The organism is Rickettsiales bacterium (genome assembly GCA_035765535.1).
GTDB lineage: Bacteria > Pseudomonadota > Alphaproteobacteria > Rickettsiales > JABCZZ01 > JABCZZ01.
In genome coordinates this window covers 577,703-597,093 of record DASTXE010000003.1, presented here as the reverse complement: position 1 = coordinate 597,093, position 19,391 = coordinate 577,703, and the positions used below count along the sequence as shown (strand labels likewise).

Below are 19,391 nucleotides of genomic sequence, written 5' to 3'. Positions count from 1 at the left end.
CCCGTATTAAGGTTCCGGGTAGACGGATTGCAGATCCATGGTAGAGACATAAGGAATGAACCCAAATTTTTTGCGCTCGTCCTGATAGAGGCGTACTACGCCTTCCTTATCGTCAGGCGGCCAGTAATCGAGGCTGTAAACTTTCAGGGAGGGTGACTGCACTCTTGCATTCTGCAGCAGCGCCATCAGCGACTGGTATTCCTGCGGCTCACGGATCACATGTTTGTCGCCGGGGAGTACGTTAGTATAGAGGCTTTCCGCCAGTTCCATGTCGATATCGGTAGCGATGAACGGCAATAGTTCAAACCCACGGTTCACCATGATTTTGATATTTGGATAGCGCGCGCGGATTGCTTTCACAAGCAATACAGCCGACTTGATCATATCGGGATATTTTTTCGGATCGGCCTGTTCGGGTTGAATGATGTTATCCAGCGTATCGATAAAGACGCCGTCAAAGCCTTCCGCCATAATCGCAGGCATCATGGTATCGAGCACATACTGGCTCCATTCCGGCTTGCGGATATCGATGACGTATTGCGTGATAATTTCCGGACTCGGAGGCAGTAGAAGATTCTTTTCAGCAAAGATGTGATAAAAATTCCTGCGCGGGTCAGCTTGGCCGAGGCTTAAATAGCCCAATACCGTTTTGCCATCCGCTTTCAGCGGGGCCAGCGGAGGATGCACCTCATTGTCAAACACCAACAGATCGAAGGGTTGGAATTTGCTTAGCTCAATAGGACCTCCGTAATACACCGCCCAATGTTCTTTACGCATATGTTTCCATAACCAAAAAGATCCCACTCCAATAAGGGTGGCCAGCAGAATAATCGCAATGATTCGCATGTGTGTCCCGGCAAATAAGCTATAAGATACCCTATCTTATACTAATTTATACAAATTGCCTTAGAAATTTTTCTATACAGAAATCACTTGGATAAAGGGGGTGGAACAGTGGAAAAAGCAAGTAGATGCGTTTTTACATCAGAGGATAACCTCATCTCTAAAAGCTTCAAAAATGCTATCATTATCTATTTGAAACTCATACCGTGAGCAGATAGGATAAGAACCGGCATTTCAATAGCGATATACTATTGATCGATACACGGTACAGCATGAAAAAACAGCACGCGATCAAACAGGAACTACACGATTTCCTAAAGCATCATTGTGAGACGAAACTTCTGGCCACCGGAAACTCCGATCACAAACACATGACCTACATATATCACACCAAAGATTGTACTGTGTTTATGGCAGAAGCTTACGTACAAGGCGTGCGCAATGCAATTGGTCAAACTGAAGAAGTGATGATGGAAGCTAAAAAGACCGGAGATTTTGGTAACGTCATTATGGCGTACAACTGGTCCGTTCCAGAGCCCGGTCTGGATGTTATTCAGATCCCTGAATCCCTCGTTGAACAGCTAAACCAAGAGCAAGCCGCTATTTTGCTGCGCAACTTACAGCGTATCCAAAAAGATATCGAAGAAGGCCGTAGCCGCCGTGAAGCATTGCAGAATTTATTCGGCAAGGAAGCACAGGTTGTGAGTTCTTATGCATTAGATGGTTCCCGTCAGTTTTTCATTCGTGGCGTGAAATCCGTCAATGACCGGCGCAGCTATGGTGAACGTTACGCGGAGCAAGCTGCCACGAATGTGTTATTCGATCTACCTAAAGCGCTTAATGCCGCGATCCAGGTCTTTCTGCCTGAATATGAACGTGGAGAATTGTTTATTGAAGGCATTAGCCATTTTAATAAAAAGATGCGTTACGGTGCCGAAGCACACACAGAGCTTCTGATTAGCGATGACGGTGCGGCAGTTTTTACTAAGATGCTACGTGAAGCTTCTGGTAGTGCACTTGAAATCGCGAAGATCTTTCAGCAAGCCATGCTGGATCCAGTCGGTCTCTCGCTTAAGTATTACTTAGGTAAGCACGCTCTTGTGAAGTTACCTTTCAAGGAAGGTGAGTCTTAGTCTTAGCTTTACCCACTCTCATAAAGTCCAGATAGTCAATTGCTGCGGCTGGAGCCTGTGACTCTTAATTTGATGGTTTCCATTCCTTTGCTAAGCGCTTTCCCAATGCTTGTATTGCGCAGGATGCTGTCTGCCATAAGGAAACTCCTCCGGCCAAACAATGCAAAAAGGGGAAGCTTTGTGGTCAGACCTGCATTCCCAAAGACAAGGAATGCCATCAAAAAAGTAAGTCTTCCCTCTAAAGGAGCTTACTTTTTCTTATGATGCGTGTAATGGTTATGGGTGCGGGCATTGCGGTAATGCCCGCCTTTATGTGACGAGCCATGCCCTCCTGCATAATGTCCGCCCTGATACGCATAATGTGCATGGGATTTTCCACCTTTAGCGTCACTTGCCAAAGGAACCATTACCAACAAGAGGCATCCAGCTGCACAGACTAATTTACGCATGGTCATTTAACTCCATCTAAATTCGTTCATTGTCCGTTATGAGAGGAGCGATAGCCATGATGGTCGGCTTCATTCTTACATGCAAATGCCCCTTGGGCCGTGCTACCATACCAACGCTGGCCCGGATAATGATAGACGCCAGTTTTCGTATTCACCCATACGACTGTATCTTGAGGGCAATGCGTTTGAGCAGCGTTCTCGGTGGAATATAAAAGCTGTGCTGGAGCTGCTTGCTGGGGAAAGTTCTGTTCAACAATACATCCTGCTACCGATAGCGATATGAGTGCTACCGCTAGCATCTGAACCCGCTTCAATACGTTACGCATAGTCTCCCCTTGTTATCTTCGATTTACTGTCTCGAATATATACAACTGATCATGCCACGCAAGCTTATCTTCATAATTTACCATGATAAATTATACAATTAACTATCTTATTGGTTCATCTAAATAATGTAAATCATAGCAATATATGTTGCATCAAGTGACAGATAGCGATACACATTGGGAATAATCCCATTATTTATATTTGTTTGCTTTAGGAAATTGTTCTGGAAATGTCGCTATGAACCCGTTGCATCTAAACTTGTCTACTCTCTTCGATATCCAGAAGATGAAGCGAATAGAATTTACGCGCGACAATCTTCTTCAGATAATCCGTGCCGGACTAGAATATCACGGCCTTACCATGAAAGAGTTAGAAAGGGCCGTGAATATTTCGGAAGATTCGATCCGAGACTTTTTTCGCGGCAAATGCTACATCATGCGCGCAGATAAATTGGATAAGGTACTTTCTTACCTTTATCCTGAGGTCGATTTCTGGGCCTCAAGGAACGCTAATCGGGTGTTTCCCCTATAAGGGAAAAACACCCTAACAGTCACTCTACAGCGTTTCAGGCTTAGAATTTCTTAGTCAAGAATTCTACTGCAGCTTTATATCCGGGCTTTTTGCGCTCGCAGATGCTTTTTTAACGTTTTCCAGCATCTGGCCGAGCAGCTTGTGGAGATTTTCAGCCGCCGTAATCGGCATAACGAGACGGTTGGTCACCACAAAGCTCTGCTGCGTTGAACCGGGCTTCTGGGTGTGGTCCAGCTTTGCTGTCGCCAGCGTAATGCGCATGGTATTGTTTGCCAGCAGAAAGCCTACCGCTTCATCGGCATAGATATCCGGAGCGTTGAGATTCTCAACAAACGGAATGGTAACGGGCTGTTTCTTTTCTGCGGCTTCAGTCATAAAGTCCTCTAATGGAAATATCGTTAAGAATGAACCCAGAAGCAATAGCACTTCTGGGTTCCTATTGATAGTAAAGCTTAATGCCAGCTTGCTGCGAGCGTACTCTGCAGCGTCGGGTCGGTCGGCATGGCTGTAGCCGTGGCCGGGTTGAAGCCCGTGTGGTTGGCGCTGTAGGTCGCCATCGCCTGTACGAGCTGCGCCAGCTGGCTGTCAATCACATTGCCGCCTGCCGTACGGATATCGCTGAGCTGCGCATAGCTGTTGCTATACCAGTTCGCAATCGTCATGTGATCGGTCGTGCCCAGGATATCCACCTGCAGGTTATTGCCCTTCTGCTCGAACCAGAGCTGGTCCTTGGTGATACCCGAGCCTATCAGCAGTTCTCCGCTCGGTCCCGTATTGGTGGACAGGCCATTGCGGATCGTATCGTAGCCATCTCCACGACCAAACTGATAGGTATCCGAACCACCATTGCCGGTCAGTGTCTGTTTGGTAGCCGTGGCGGTCAGCGTATCGTTTCCGGAGGTGCCGATGAAGTTGGTGGATGTCACGGTACCGGTCAGATCCGCTCCGCTGTAATTGATCTGCTCCTGGCTGACGCCTGCAGGCAGATTCGTATACAGTACCTGGCGCGAAGTCCCGTCCGTGAAGTCGATGGTCTGGGAGGTCAGCGTCCCCGTACCATCCAAACCCGTATAGTACTTCGTATTGGTGAGGATAGTGCTGGAGGAGTTAAACAGCTCTACCGTGGAAGTGCCATTGGCATAGTCTGTTATCTGCTTCGTCAGGCTGCCGGAAAGATCCGCACCGCTGTAATAGAGCTTCTGTGCACTGATGCCGGATGCCAGATTGCTGTACAGATACTGGCGCGACGTACCGTCTGCCATATCGTAGGTTTCCGAAGTCAGGTTACCGGTACCATCCAGACCATCGTAGTTGCTGGTATGGCTGAGCAAGGTTGAAGACAGGTTGAACCGCTCGATCACGGAACTGCCATTGGCATAATCGATGATCGTTTTGGTAAGCGCACCCGTCAGGTCCAGACCGCTATAGAACAGGCTCTCCTGTGTGACGCCGCTAGGAAGATTGCTGAACAGCTTCTGCTGCGACGTACCGTTAGTGTAGTCGATTACTTGCGAGAGAAGATTCCCGGTACCGTTCGATCCATCATAGTACTTCGTATTGCTTGCGATGGTGGAGGAAGGATTGAACCATTCTACGGTAGAGTTTCCTGCTGCGTAATTCCACATTTCCTTCGCCAGCACGCCGCTCATGTCCATACCGCTGTAGAACAGACTTTCTTCGGTAACGCCTGAAGCAAGACCGGTAAATAGGTTCTGGCGCGAAGTACCGTCTGTATAGTCAATCACCTGAGAGACCAACGTACCGGTTCCGTTCAGACCGCTGTAGTTCTTCGTATTGGACAGGATGGTGGCGGATTGGTTAAACACTTCCACTGCAGATGTACCATCGGCGTGGTTAATAGTCGCGCGTGCAGAAGCGCCGCCGGTGACAACAACCCCGTTGCCGTTGATAACAACCGCATCGCCTGCAGCGATGTTTACGGTAGTGCCAGCAGCAGCTGTTACCACATCATTTTGACCGGACAGGGTGACGCTTGCATTGGTGCCGGACAGGATAATGGTTTCATTGCTGCCGGTAATGGTGGCAGAGTCATTATACCCAGACAGCGTGATGGAGCTGTTGCTGCCACCAATCGTCGCCGTATCGGTATCGCCACTGAGCGTAATGGTGTTGCTGCCATACCCTGCTTCCGTCAAGGTTTCGTTCGTACCGGTGAGATTAATAACTTCGTTGCCTGCACCTGTGATCGTAGCAGAATCAGCATACCCGGACAGGGTAATCGTGCTGTTGCTGCCACCGATCGTTGCGGTTTCCGAGTCTCCGCTGAGCGTAATGCTATTGCCTCCGAAGCCGGTTTCATGGAGGCTATCATTGGTACCGATGAGATGAATCACTTCATTCCCGGCACCATTGATCGTCACAGCGTCGGCGTAACCGGAAAGCGTGATCGTGCTGTTGCTGCCGCCGATCGTAGCAGTCTGCGAGTCTCCCCCGAGCGTGATGGTATTACTGCCCGAGCCTGTTTCAGCGAGGCTGTCATTAGTACCCGTAAGGTTAACCGTTTCATGACCTGCACCGTTAATCGTAACAGCATCGCCATAGCCCGACAGGGTAATGAAGCTGTTACTGCCGCTAAGGACCGCCGTCTCACTATCACCGCTCAGGGTAATATGGTTACCGCCCGAGCCTGTTTCAGTGAGGCTGTCATTGGTACCAGTGAGATGAACAGTCTCATTGCCCGCACCGTTGATTGTAGCAGCATCAGCATAACCGGACAGCGTAAGAATGTCGTTGCTGCCGGCAATCGTAGCAGTCTCTGAATCCCCACCCAGCGTGATGCTGTTATTTCCGGAACCGCTTTCCGTAACACTCGCAGCCGTCGCACTCACCACCACCGTATCACCGGAACCGCTGATAGTGGCCGTATCACCATAGCCCGCAAGCGTAACGCTGTCGCTGTTACCCGTTACATTATACATCGTCAGGCTGCTGGAGGAGTCGTCAGACACCACACTCCCGCTACTGGATACCGTCACACCATTGTTATACCCAGACACAGAAACCGTATCGCCGTTGCCAATCGTGATCGTATTGCTGCTGCCGGTGACGACCGCATTCACATTATCAGCAATCGCTATGGCGCTGTTGGATTCGTTGTAGGTAACCGGACCGGAACTCGGGAGCGTAACCCCAAAGTCGCCATTGATAAAGTCAGCCAGTGTCAGCACTTCGCCCGTACCAGACGTAATCGTAAGCGTAGTGCCAGACTGTACATAACTGTTGCCATGGCTATCCGTGCCGCCCGTAATCGCTGCCCCGGAAAGCTGATTGCCGTCAAACGATAACACGTCCGTTGTAAGGTCAGAGCCACCGGCACCGTTGATAATATTGCTATTACCAAACAGGCTGATCGTATCATTTGTGCCCACACTGATGGTGTTGCCATTGCCGGAAATAGTCTCCGTTGTCGCATCCGCTACCGTCAGATTCGTACCCGTTCCGTTTACCAGATTCACGCCTGTCGGATTAGCAATGAAGCCGGAAAGCTTACCCGTGCTGCTATTAGTGTATTCGCCCACGATCTGGCCCGCATCATTGATGCCGTTGGCTATTGTTGTGCTGCCATTCGCTGCAGGTACGTCTATCTGTGTGTAGACACCATTCTGGTAGACAAAACTGTGCGTAGCACCTGCTGCATCGGTGAAGGTGCCGACCACCTGATTCAAGTCGTTAATTGCATCCGCCAACGTAACTTTGGCCGTACCCGGGAAATCAAGTATAGTAATAACACCGTGATCATCGATAAAACCTTCTGCATCGTTATCCGTTAGGCCGAAGCTGCCTGTGATTACCCCTTTATTATTAACGCCATCGATAACCGTCCAGGCTGCACCCGCAATATCATAGCGCGTCAGCGTGCCACCGATATCAATAAGCCCATGGTTCTCATTATCGGCATTGCTGATATACCAGCCAACGATCTCACCAGAATTAGAGACTGATTGCAGTACCGTATAGCTCGCATCCGGGTAATCCAGTGTGCTGATAGTACCGTTATCATCCAACAGACCGTGGTAGTAACCGCTAGTATCAAAGGAGAATCCTACATATACACCATTGTTATTACCGCCCACCAGACTCGTATTAGTGCCCGGGATATAGGTAAAATTACCGGATGCATCCCTATACCCGCCGTTCGCTGTCCTGCCCAATATCTCACCGGCGTTTGTCCCATTGACCAATGTACGCGTATATCCAGGAGCATCAAAGGTACTGATAGTGTATGGATTGACCGTCACATTTAATCCGAAATCACCATTGGTGAAGTTATTCACTGTCAATGTGTCTCCGCTTACGGATGTCACCGTCAGCGTCGAGCCGTTTAGCTTGTAACTGTTGCCCAGCGTATTGATGGAGCCAGAGTTAGCATTGCCTGTTACAGCAGCACCGTCAAACATTATAGTATCGGTGGTGAGATCCGCACCAGAAGCTGCATTAATCATATCACCAGTGCCCGCAATAACGAGACTGTCATGACTGCCAAGTGTAATGCTGTTAGCAGAGCCAGAAAGTGTAGCACTCGTACTATCAGCAAGGGTAATAGTAGCGTTAGAAATATTGGCTTGATCACCAGTACCACTGATAGCAATACTTACCTGTCCACTTGCTGAAGTAATGTCTGTTTCCTGATAGATTTGTGAATCACTTAGATCTGCTCCCGAATACTTCGCAATCACCTTGGTCGTACTGCCATCACCATTATAGGTAATCTGTTCACCTATAGATGTGCCATCGGTGTTATTGATCGTTTCTGAGGTCAGAAGGTCAGTAGTAGTGACGGTCGAAAATGCCGTTAAGCTGGAAGGATTTATACCTCCGGCTGCAGCATTGGCTATACCAGTCATTTCCTCAGTACCCGCGATGGTGCCATCTGTTTCCCACAATGATGTCTTACCATCTGGTCCCCGGGCTGCGAATATAGCCTGATTTCCAACCACTTCTAAACTATCATATATTATCTGCCTGAAGCTGGTATTAAGGCTAGTGGTTAGTTCCAGAGTCCCAGAGGCTGTACCGTCCGTTACCCATAGCTGATATGCTCCATTCGAACCTGATTTGAAAAAGAGCGCTTTATTACCCAGCAGCGAAAGCACCTGAAGCGAGCCGCCACTCCCAGATGCTAATTGAATAGTACCTGCAGCTGTACCATCAGTTATCCATAGCTGCGCACCAGAAAAGAAAAGCGCACTGCTTCCAAATGCAGTGATATTGGTTGGACTGAGGCTGCTGCCATTAGTTACCTGGATCGTGCCGGCTGCACTGCCATCACTAATCCATAACTGCTCATGACCATTTGAATCCGGAGCTCCAAATAGTACTTTATTACCAAAAGCAGCCATATTATCAGGATATATCCCTGCAGATAAAGTTGTAATCTGAACTGTTCCAGCAGCAGTGCCATCCGTTTTCCATAGTTGGCCTTTACCATTTGTATCCAGCCCTTCAAAGAAAACCTCATTGCCTACAGTCACAATATCATCGGGATTCATACCGGAAACGACTGCAGTTAACTGAGTAGTACCCGCGATTGTACCATCCGTTATCCATAATTGCTGGCTGCCATTTGCATCATTTCCAGCAAAGAGAGCCTTATTACCTAATTCAGCAAAATGATCGCTATTAATGCCGCCAGGAATACTAGTTAACCGGGTAGTACCACCAACCGTGCCATCCGTTGTCCATACCTGCTGATTACCATTAGTGTCATTAGCAAGAAAAACTGCTTTGTTTCCAATGGACGTTAAATAGCGTGGGAAGAAATTGGTGATGTTGGTCAGCTGAGTAGCACTACCTACCATACCATTTGTTACCCATATCTGCTCATTTCCCAAGAATATTACTTTATTACCAATAGTAACTATCGTTTCATACTGATGCTCAGATACAGACGGAATACTGATATTTTCTCCAGGCGTTAAATTGCGGGTGCCTACAACCGTACCGTCAGTTATCCATAAACCTCTATTCCCATTTGCATCCGAACCTGAGAATAAAACACCTGCAGTACCGGTAACACTATGGATGAAGCTCTGTGACTCATTCACGATATCAGCCGTGGGATTAAAGCTTTTCACCGTATGGCTGCCGTCGCTATAATAAGTAGCTTGTGATGTCAGCGTTCCCGTTGCATTGGCACCAGCGTAGGTGAAATCTTCTTCAGTCTCGTCACCCTGCAATCCGGTAAAGATTTTCTTTACAGAAGTCCCATCCTCATTATTGACGAGTTCAGAAATTAATATGCCTGTACCATCAAGTGAAGAATATTCAGAAATTTCTTCTGATATCGCAGCAGAAACATTGAACTGTTCTACACGGGAATTGCCCGCAGTATAGTTGATAATTTCGGAGTTCAGCACTCCGGTCGCATTAGCCCCGCTGTAATTCTTGATTTCCTCGGCTTCATCCGTAGGCAAGCTGGTAAATCGCTGCAGCTGTGATCCTCCAACGTTCCAGTTTATGATATTCTCAATATCACTACTGCCACCATACGCATTGCTGGCAGTCATAATGCCATCCGTGCCAGTAATGCTTGCCTGCGAACCTGCTTCAAGAATAATGCTGGTAGGATCGCCGTAGGAGATGCTTTCTTCCGTGCCAGAGACAGTAATAGACGCTTTTTTAAGCGCTGCATCTGCTTCAGTGGTACTGACACCGGCAGAAGAACCGCTAGCAAGCGTAACATTGCTATTTGCTCCTACCGAAATCATGTCTCCTGTGCCGGTAATGAATAGATTACTACCGGTTCCAGCGAATATAGTGTTATTATCACCGGTAATACTTGCATAGGCATTGTTAGCGATAGTTTGCGTACTGTTGCTAACCGTTTCATTATAAGAAATATCAATTCCGAAGTCTCCATTCACGAAATTGGTGATGGTTAGGGCGTCACTACCGGAAGTGATAGTGAGTGTTGACCCGGAGATAGAATAGGCACCGGAAGTATTAGTAGCGTCAAAAGTAATATCCTTTTCGATATCGACGCCATCGAAGACGATACCATCCGTATCATCTGCATCGGTTGCATCAACCGCATTAGTCCCGGTGATGATAAGATCGCTTCCCGTTCCGATCGTAATCGTATTGCCTGTGCCGTTGAAGGTAATGTTGTCCTCATCACCTGCATACACTGCATTATTGGAGCCATTGAGAACCACGGAAGTAGCATCATCAACGACCAGAGTACCCGTTGAGAGGGAAACCGTATTGTACTGTGTGGTATTATTAATCTGGCCATTCCCCGCTACAGTGACTTTGTCACCGTCTGTTGCAGTAAGTGTATTCCCTTTGCCATCAATCAGGAACGTATTGCCAGGATCGGGATGGGTATTAGCCGTGACAGTGTTATTGTCTCCTACCAACGTAATTGCACAGTTTCCCGCCGTAATGGTATTGCCGTCACCATAAATATCGCGAATATCTGTGACACTAAAGGTAGCATTGTCTTCTGTAATAGTGGAAGCATAAGTAGGATTAGCAGAGAAGACGGCAGCCCCAGTAGGTGAATAATAATATCCGAATACCTGACCATCATCCGTGATGTCCGTGGCGGTTGTACCGCCGTGAGCAGCAGCTCCAGCCATGTTAATCGTGGTAATAACCCCGTGATCATCAATAAAGCCATTGGCTACATTGTTGATATAATAGGTGCCGACGATAACGCCATTATTGTTAATACCGTAAACAACCGTATCCGTAGCGCCAGCTACATTGATATAGGTAAGATTATCGCCAATCAGCTCGAAACCGTGCTCATGGCCATTACTATCTACATAATTGCCGACGATAACGCCGTTATCATTGATACTGATAAGTCCCGTGCTGGTAGCGCCTGCAATGCTGACGGTGGAAGTTACCACACCATTGGCACTTACAAAACCATGCTGCACATAATCGCTGTCAAGATAATCCCCAACCGCAACACCATTGTCGTTGATATACATGCCCCACGTATGCAAAGCATTCAGAGTATTATTATTGTCGAGGCCAACGGGCGTCTCCATCCACGTTCCATATGCCGTAGAAAGGATGTAAGTGCCATCATAGCCAGAATGCGCAATGACCTGCCCGTTATTATTAATGCCAGTTACGAGCATCCCATAATAATATTTAATATCAGTGAATGAAACGTATCCAGTGAGTTGCCCGTTCACTAATGCATCAAATGCGAGTACATTATGATTATAGTAGACTCCCGTATCAGGAAGAACCGGGACGCCGTAGTTGCTGCCGACGCTATACGTCATATTGACCCCGAAGTCACCTCGGCGAAAATTACTGATCGTCAGCGAATCACCCGCTGTCGCCCCTGTAATTATCAGGGTTGTACCGTCAGTACCCATGTTGTACGTGCGTCCATACGCATCTACCATGCCGTTGTAGAAATTAGTGGTAATGGAATGCCCCTCGAAAGCAATAGAATCCAAGGCGAGATCATTACTTATCCCGACATCCGCATTAATGGTTTCGGTCGTCGTTACTCCACCCACCACGGCTGTGATAGTAACAGAATTGCCTGGGAAGTTATGAGGATTAGGGTCGTTGTCGTCTTGACTTAGAACCGCTGTACCGTCGGAAGTATAATAAACCGACTCTATATTACTCATAGCAGTCGTCAGGCCATCCGCAGTAACAGTATAATTATCACTGACATTGCTCATTGCAATCGTCTGCGTATTGCCATTGGTAAGGTGCGACGTAATTAATGTATTACCATTAGCATCTGTGGAGATGGACGCGGTTGATGTGGGAGCACTCGTATTGGGTGCCGTTGAGTTATAGGTAATAGAATCACCATTCGAAGCTACAATATTTACCTTATAACCTGCATTGCCAATAGGATTTATCTGCGTACTTACCGGATCCTTTTCATTGATGATGGTATTTAATCCAGAGATATTTAGTATAGTCGCTTGATCAAGCGTGATAGTATTTGTTGCGCCACGAACTGCATTAGTATTGCCAACTTGGGATGTACTGTTGAAGTTCAGAGTTGAACCTATACCTACGGTAATATTATCATTATAACTTGTAATAGTGGCTTCGGAATCAGGCAAGACAACAAAATTTTGAATAGTATTGGTGGTACGCCCTCCAACCCCGTTCACACTACCGCCCTGCGTTGTACTTCCTCCGTACCCCCCCAGAATAATATCACCGTTATATGCGGTGAAGTTAGTCGCAGTACCATCAGGAGTTTGTGTTATTGTAGCAGCGTTACCGTTTGTACCTGGAACGACAACATGACGTGCAACATTTAGATATTCTGAGTTTGGATCCCGAATATCTAAGCTGTTATATGTTGCATCCCAGAAATCACCTGTAGTAAGAATTTCAGCTGTACTTTGGGATTCCGAATGAACATAGACAGGTGTTCCAGCAGCATAAGCACGGGAAGAAGGAACCGGACCAATACTGGTTAGACCTGCATTATGGAAGAAATTAGTATACGCTCCCAGATAGATGCCTCCTAATCCGTTATCATAAAGGTCGCCTGCATCACCATGATTGCCAATCACCGGCACAATAGTGGCGTTATCACCCGTATAATCTGCTGCCGGGAAATAGTCGCGATACTCATTCTGCGCTCGTACTACTACTAAGTTTTGTACGCCGGGAGGGAACTCCATATTTCCATTTACGCCAGTTAGTACAGGATCAATTATAAGCGCAGCCGATACTGCGCCTACAGTTCCAGGTGGGATTAAGATTTTTCCTGCGGAGTTGACCAATCCATTTTCATATAGCATCTCCGCAAAGATAGCTGCAGCCGCTCCACCACGACTGAAACCAGTAATCATGCTAGTTAGTGAACCGCTTGGATGCGATGCTAGCCACTGAGTGGCTTGCTGAGCAAACTTATCATATGCTGCCTGGGCATTTGCAATGGATTGCGCTGTTACTGTTTTATCCCATCCAGCGGAAAAAGGCATCGAACCGGGAACACCAACGCCAGCTTCATATGCCCCACCAACGTTTCCAACAGGTGAAATATTATTTGGAAACACTTGATCATACAATTGCTTTATCGCAGTTGTCCGCGAATCACCGGAACCATCTGCAGGAGGATTAGCACCATTGTTTGTACCATCGAATGCAGCAAAGAATACAAATGTGTTGCTTCCAACACTGTTGGAAACAGCACTTGCGATGGCAGCAGCCTGACTTTGTGCCAACAAGATCTGTTGCAAGGAGAGGGGTTGTGTCTGCGTAGTCATAAGCGTATCTCCTATTACTAATACGAGTAATTACCGCAATTCGAAAGACGTTCAGGATAGAGGCTTTCACATGTACGCTTGTATGCTTTCCCAACTTCATGCGGCTCCGAAGCAATCAAATAAACATAAAGTTTTGTATCTTTAATAAGAAAATGGATTTCCTTATTGTTCATATTTGACGGCAAACGGCTTTTAAGATCAACTGTATCTTGGTATACTTTACCGGTCGATTTAACTCGCCATTTTACATAAAGAGAATCTCCTGGGGGATCAAAAGTCCCAACAGATGTAAATTGTGGAACATGCCCTGAAGCCAATTGGTCAGCGCTAGGGCTGGTTGGAATCGTCTTATTATTACCATATCGATAATCAAGTATCTCTATTCCTTTGTTTTCTTGTCTATTTACATCACCAAAACTAAATTCATGATGAGCTATTGGATCTGCACAAGCTGCCAGTGCACAAAACATGAATGACGCTGCAAGTGTAATTGCGCGCGCTTTTATATGAGGGATACGTCTCATATTGATCTCCGACTATTAAGAGTTACTAAATTAACAGCGAGAAAATTTATAATTTATTTATAGGAACAGTTTTTCAACCTGTCTCGAAAAATAACGATCAACCGAAAAGAAATAAATCTTGACCTTATATTTATCTTTTCACGTTAAACCTTATATGTGATTAGCGCCCTTGTGATCTGCCGTTATTAAGAGAACAAATGATTCTTATTCAATGCAGTATAAATTGTAATTCTGCTCGTGGTTTTCTATACCCCAACCTATCCTTTAGGATAGTTGCCATATCGGATATTCATATTTCATATTGAGTTTTTTATTGGTTATCACATATTATTTGTGTACTTGTGAAACATTAAAACATCTCTTCTGTACTAAGATGCAGGGGAGGTTGCGGTCAAGATGGGAGCGCCATAAGCAATTCCATCAATCCTGAATGTAACGTTCAGCAATCTAGCTAAGCAACAGAAGCACTCAGAGCATTCTAATTAAAAGCCAGCCTTACTATCATATGAGTTCTTTGGCAGCGATTTATACTCGACCTGGGGAAGCCACTGAAAGTGAGGCGAATGAGATAACCTCAAGGAGGCACAATGGCACATTATAAAACTTCTATACTAGTTTCTCTAATCGTTCTATCAGCATGTGCTGATCAGCATACTAGTTTTTCCGATGCAAAAGCTAATACATCATCTGTTGGAATAAGTGCAGATGAATACGTGCTCCCTTCTAAGCCCAGTGCTTTATTGAATTCAACTTCGTCAGTATGTGGGAATAAAATTCCTGAGAAAAATTGTCCGATAGTATCTCCTCCAACGACACCGCAGGAGCTTCTGAGTAACATAAAATATGCAGCGGAGCATAATATCCTGCTACAGGATGATATATTAACTAATGATAAGAAACTTTGGCAGCTTTTTGCAACACGGCAGTTTTATAAACCATATAGCTACAATGAAAAGAGCAAAGAGTATGGGTATTTGCCAGAAGTATGGTTACAGGATTTTCCAGTTTCTATAGATCATCCAGCGCTCCATAATCCAACTAATAAGGCGGCTCTGAGGATAGAGTTGGATAAACATAACTTTATAGACCATAAAGGTAAAAAAATTACCTTGCTTTCGCTACGCATGAATGAATGTCATGTATTAGGGCTATCACGTAAAGATGTAGAAGAAATATACGGTGATGATTGGAAGCCTTTTATAACTACTGCGCTAGATGGCTCAAAGTCACCTGCTGGCAGTATTCCAGATAAAAATATTATTTATGACTTAAAAGATAATAGAGGCAATCCTATAGAGCTTAGAATAATTTATAATCAGGGTGATAAATTAGAAAGCTTAAGTGTTAAAAATCACAGGGAGTGATGTATGTCCTGTTAGCCCATCGTGCAGATGTAAATCTTGCTACCGAAGGATTCAACTCATCAAGAAAAATTGCTTTTGATTGTTCAGGCGCTCCTGGCATTGCAGGACGGACAGCTCTCATGTACGCTGCTGAGAATGCATCGGCATCTACCATAAAGGTTCTGCTTGATCCGGTGCAGATCCTCGGGCAAAAGATAGTAAGAATCGTACTATGCAGGATTATCTATCACTCAACAAACTGCTCAGCGATAGCGAACGTAAAGAGATTCAGCAGCGCATAGAAAGTCATAATTAAGAATCTCGTATAAAGAGTGGGCCACCACCTTCTGAGGTTATAAAATAGTAACATCTTTATGAACGCAATTGAGATTAGATCCTAGCTAACTCGGCAAAGTTGGACGCCGAAATGGCCAACAGAGAGAACTCAGGAAATGGGAGTAAAAGTCTCTCTGATTCGAGCTCTCTGTGATCAACTTTATATCTGAGACCGCGCGATTTCCGCCACACACGAAAATTCACTTAATTTATTGAAAACAAACAATATTTCATGGTAGGGGGAGAGGGATTTGAACCCCCGACCAAGGCGTTATGAGCGCCCTGCTCTAACCGCTGAGCTATCCCCCCAGCAAATGGTCAAGGAAGCGGTTTTAGCAAATCGTATCTTTCTGTAAAGCAATAAATGTTTGAAAGCAAAGGCTGCAAGGCAAGTAACGGCTTCATCTTATTCTAAATTTTATCTCTTTTTTACAGGGCGGTAGCATAAATTGCTGTTATCCTTCGCCGTATTGTTTTATGATGTTGGGATAAGAGCATAATAAATGAAAAGAAAATCGAAAAACGCTCCCCATCACCATAAACGCAAAGGTGGCCATACCACCACCTCTTCCGCCCACTCGTCCGATGTGGCCGAGCTTATTGTGACAGGAGTGAGTGAAGACGGCTACGTTACCGCCACTCCCAAGGACTGGAATCCCCGTAAGAGCCCGCCTCATATCAGCGTTGAAGATTCCCGCTCAGGCCCGGCCGTAGGGGTGGGAGATCGCATTCTGGCAAAGCTGCGGAAAATCAATCCTCACAGGTTTGAGGCACAGGTGATCCGTATCCTCCCTGAAGAAGCGGAAAAGCATATTGTAGGCATTTTCGTTTCGCATAAAGGCGGTGGCGGCGTCATTCACCCGGTCAGTCACAAGAATAAGGAATTTTATAATGTCAGCGCCGAGGAAATAAACGACGCGCAGAACGGCGAGCTGGTAAGCGGACTCGTTATTCCCGGCCCACGCCTACGCGGCATGGAACAGGCGCGTATTACGAAACGGTTAGGCTCTCCCGAGGATCCGCATGCCGCCAGCCTGATTGCCTCTCATATGCATCGCCTGCCGATGAATTTCAGCAAAGCGGCGATGGAAGAAGCGAAGCTCGCCCCTCGCCCTCACCTCGAGCCAGGCCGTGAAGATCTCCGGGCTTTTCCTTTGGTCACAATTGACGGAGAAGATGCCCGCGACTTCGACGATGCTGTGTTTGCGGAACCTGACAGCGATCCTTCCAATCCGGGCGGGTTTCACTTGATCGTCGCGGTTGCGGATGTTGCTTATTATGTTAAGCCGGAAAGCGCACTGGACAAAGAGGCCTTCGAGCGCGGCAATTCAGTCTACTTTCCCGACCGCGTGATTCCCATGCTGCCGGAACATCTTTCCAATGATTTATGTTCGCTGAGGCCGAATGAAGATCGCTACTGCCTAGCCGTTCATCTCTGGATTGATGCGGGCGGCGTTACACGGCGCTATAAGTTTGTCCGTGCGTTTATGCGTTCGCAGGCGCGCCTTACTTACACAGAAGTGGAGAAAGACCTTGCCGATCCCAATCGTAATCCTTTAGTCACCCATCTTTTTGCTGCGTATAAGGCGCTTGCAAAAGAGCGTGACGCGCGCGGCACGCTGGAAATCCAGCTGCCGGAATATAAGGTGATGTTCGACGCGGAAGGCAATATCAGCCATATCGCTCCTCGCCTGCAATTGGAGAGCCATCGCCTGATCGAAGCGTTCATGATCGCTGCCAATGTGGCCGCGGCAAACTATCTCATCAGCCATAAGGCACCGGGTATTTACCGCGTGCATGAAAAGCCTTCGGAAGAAAAAGTGCTGGGACTGCGCAAGTTCCTGAGCCTTTCGGGCTATTCTATTCCCAAAGGCACGCTTGGGCCTGAGAAATTGAACCGCATTTTGCACCAAGCCCAAGACAGGCCGAACGGGAATCTTGTCCATAGCATGGTACTGCGCAGCCAGATGCAGGCTTATTACAGCGAGCGGAATCTCGGGCATTATGGGCTTGCACTGGAAGAATACTGTCATTTCACCTCACCCATACGGCGTTATGCCGATCTTATTGTGCATCGCTCCCTGACGGCTTACCTCCGAAAGGATAAGACTTCCGCTCCTGCAGAAGATACGCTCTCTGCCATAGCGCAGCATATTTCTGAAACGGAACGCACCGCAATGCTTGCGGAGCGCGACGCCATGGACCGTTACCGTGTCAGCTACATGACGCGCCATATAGGGGATGTTTTTTCCGGCACGATTGTTTCTGTCAATGAATTCGGACTGTATGTGGCCCTTGCGGATAATGGTATTAACGGATTTATCCCCGTTCGGAACCTTGGACAGGATTTCTTCATCTATAACCGTAATCTGGCCTGCCTTGAATCCCGTAACGGCAGGCAACGCTTCAGTCTGGGCGATACTATTATCGTTTGCGTTGTGGAAGCGAATGTGACTATCGGAAGCCTTATTTTCAAGCCGGAAGGCAATCTCCCACCTCCTTCTCATAGACATTCGAAGAAGAAATCCAGAAAGCCGCAGGCGCATAAGAAATCGCATGGGCGTCAAAAGTACAAAAAGAAAGGCGCATAAAACCTTTGCCATTCGCTCATATCCGATTCATTATTATGCTTCTTTCCTGAAAGCATATAAGGTGCGGCCAATGGCAAATTCCTCTCCTAAAGCAATTCCCCTGCTTACTTTTGGCATGATGCTGATGGCATTAGCTGCGATTCTTGGGCTCAAGCTCCTGTCATCGTTGTTGAGCGGGCTTCTGGTGTATCTGATCATCGAATCCGGTGCGCGCCTGCTGGAACGCGGCGGCGTGATTCCCGCCACAGCAAAGAAAGTGCTGCTGGCCGTGATCGGCATACTGGTGCTTGGGCTATTCCTGGCGGGGATTCTTTCCCTGCTCTCTTCCTTGTCCAAAGGACAGGAAAGCTTTGAGATGCTGATGCAGCGCATGGCCGATACGGTTGGCACCACACGCAATTACCTGCCCGCCACTATCCAGAATTACCTCCCTGTGGATCTGAGGGACTGGCAGGCCACCATTTCCGACTGGCTGCGCCATAACGCCGACTATGTCAGCATGTGGGGCAAAAGCGTCGGCACATTTCTGGTGCATATTGTGCTGGGCATGGTGATCGGCGGCCTGATTGCGATCCATCCCCCTGCCCGTAGTGAGGGAGTACTGGGTGAACCTCTGAAGGACAGAGTATCGTGCCTGGCAGGCGCATTTCGCAATGTGGTATTCTCACAAGCAAAAATATCGGCGATCAATACGCTGCTGACCGGTATTTTCCTGGTCGTGATCTTACCCCTGATCGGCCATTCCCTGCCGTTCACCAAAACTATCCTGATCATCACTTTTATTGTCGGATTGCTTCCCGTCGCCGGTAATCTGATTTCTAACAGCATCATCCTGCTGATTGCGCTCAGTGTCTCCCCTGCGGATGCCCTTGCCGCGCTCATTTTTCTGATCTGTATTCATAAGCTGGAATATTTCTTCAACGCGCATATTATCGGCACCCAGATCAAAGCACATGCCTGGGAGATCCTGCTGGCCATGCTGGTCATGGAGGCCGCGTTCGGGCTGCCGGGATTACTCGCCGCACCGATTTATTATGCTTATTTGAAAGATGAGCTGACTTCGCAGCATTTGATTTAGG

At 47.1% G+C, this 19,391-nt stretch carries 10 protein-coding genes and 1 tRNA gene; 4 read left to right on the top strand and 7 right to left on the bottom strand.

Going from position 1 to position 19,391, the window contains the following annotated elements:
• Positions 1-6: 6 nt before the first annotated feature.
• Entirely contained in the window at positions 7-777 is a 771-nt protein-coding gene (locus tag VFT64_05830) for an endo alpha-1,4 polygalactosaminidase (GenBank protein ID HEU5047349.1), read from the bottom strand.
• Positions 778-1,115: 338 nt separating this feature from the next.
• Between VFT64_05830 and VFT64_05825 the strand changes: the two genes are divergently transcribed.
• Positions 1,116-1,976 carry a hypothetical protein gene (locus VFT64_05825; GenBank protein ID HEU5047348.1) on the top strand — a complete coding sequence of 287 codons (861 nt, stop codon included), beginning with the start codon at positions 1,116-1,118 and terminating at the stop codon, positions 1,974-1,976.
• Between the two features lie 248 nt (positions 1,977-2,224).
• Here the strand turns inward: VFT64_05825 and VFT64_05820 are convergent, their stop codons facing one another.
• The 5 genes from VFT64_05820 to VFT64_05800 form a co-directional block, all read right to left on the bottom strand.
• A complete protein-coding gene (locus VFT64_05820; protein HEU5047347.1) occupies positions 2,225-2,383 on the bottom strand; it encodes a hypothetical protein in 159 nt (52 codons plus the stop codon).
• Positions 2,384-2,451: 68 nt separating this feature from the next.
• Positions 2,452-2,751: a hypothetical protein gene (locus VFT64_05815; GenBank protein ID HEU5047346.1), complete on the bottom strand. Its 300-nt coding sequence runs from the start codon at positions 2,749-2,751 to the stop codon at positions 2,452-2,454.
• A gap of 595 nt (positions 2,752-3,346) precedes the next feature.
• Positions 3,347-3,658, bottom strand: coding sequence for a hypothetical protein (locus VFT64_05810; GenBank protein HEU5047345.1), 312 nt, complete (start codon positions 3,656-3,658; stop codon positions 3,347-3,349).
• A gap of 77 nt (positions 3,659-3,735) precedes the next feature.
• Positions 3,736-13,518, bottom strand: a complete 9,783-nt coding sequence (locus VFT64_05805) for a hypothetical protein (protein HEU5047344.1) — start codon at positions 13,516-13,518, stop codon at positions 3,736-3,738.
• Positions 13,519-13,535: 17 nt separating this feature from the next.
• The gene (locus tag VFT64_05800) at positions 13,536-14,042 is read right to left on the bottom strand and encodes a hypothetical protein (GenBank protein HEU5047343.1); all 507 of its coding nucleotides are present in this window, start codon (positions 14,040-14,042) and stop codon (positions 13,536-13,538) included.
• A 587-nt stretch (positions 14,043-14,629) separates the two neighbouring features.
• On the opposite strand from VFT64_05800, the gene VFT64_05795 reads away from it, so the two are divergent.
• A complete protein-coding gene (locus VFT64_05795) occupies positions 14,630-15,406 on the top strand; it encodes a hypothetical protein (GenBank protein ID HEU5047342.1) in 777 nt (258 codons plus the stop codon).
• A 548-nt stretch (positions 15,407-15,954) separates the two neighbouring features.
• Here VFT64_05795 and VFT64_05790 read toward each other — a convergent pair.
• Positions 15,955-16,030: transfer RNA gene (locus tag VFT64_05790), tRNA-Met, on the bottom strand.
• Positions 16,031-16,224: 194 nt separating this feature from the next.
• On the opposite strand from VFT64_05790, the gene rnr reads away from it, so the two are divergent.
• Both rnr and VFT64_05780 read left to right on the top strand, forming a co-directional pair.
• Positions 16,225-18,312, top strand: coding sequence for a ribonuclease R (gene rnr, locus VFT64_05785; protein HEU5047341.1), 2,088 nt, complete (start codon positions 16,225-16,227; stop codon positions 18,310-18,312).
• A gap of 70 nt (positions 18,313-18,382) precedes the next feature.
• A complete protein-coding gene (locus VFT64_05780) occupies positions 18,383-19,390 on the top strand; it encodes a hypothetical protein (GenBank protein ID HEU5047340.1) in 1,008 nt (335 codons plus the stop codon).
• Position 19,391 lies beyond the last annotated feature (1 nt).

Excerpts from the sequence above, each read along its gene's own strand:
- VFT64_05810 (HEU5047345.1), bottom strand. The coding sequence starts at position 3,658 with ATGACTGAAGCCGCAGAAAAGAAACAGCCCGTTACCATTCCGTTTGTT.
- VFT64_05780 (HEU5047340.1), top strand. The coding sequence starts at position 18,383 with ATGGCAAATTCCTCTCCTAAAGCAATTCCCCTGCTTACTTTTGGCATG.
- rnr (HEU5047341.1), top strand. The coding sequence starts at position 16,225 with ATGAAAAGAAAATCGAAAAACGCTCCCCATCACCATAAACGCAAAGGT.
- VFT64_05825 (HEU5047348.1), top strand. The coding sequence starts at position 1,116 with ATGAAAAAACAGCACGCGATCAAACAGGAACTACACGATTTCCTAAAG.
- VFT64_05820 (HEU5047347.1), bottom strand. The coding sequence starts at position 2,383 with ATGGTTCCTTTGGCAAGTGACGCTAAAGGTGGAAAATCCCATGCACAT.
- VFT64_05815 (HEU5047346.1), bottom strand. The coding sequence starts at position 2,751 with ATGCGTAACGTATTGAAGCGGGTTCAGATGCTAGCGGTAGCACTCATA.
- VFT64_05795 (HEU5047342.1), top strand. The coding sequence starts at position 14,630 with ATGGCACATTATAAAACTTCTATACTAGTTTCTCTAATCGTTCTATCA.
- VFT64_05830 (HEU5047349.1), bottom strand. The coding sequence starts at position 777 with ATGCGTAAAGAACATTGGGCGGTGTATTACGGAGGTCCTATTGAGCTA.
- VFT64_05805 (HEU5047344.1), bottom strand. The coding sequence starts at position 13,518 with ATGACTACGCAGACACAACCCCTCTCCTTGCAACAGATCTTGTTGGCA.
- VFT64_05800 (HEU5047343.1), bottom strand. The coding sequence starts at position 14,042 with ATGAGACGTATCCCTCATATAAAAGCGCGCGCAATTACACTTGCAGCG.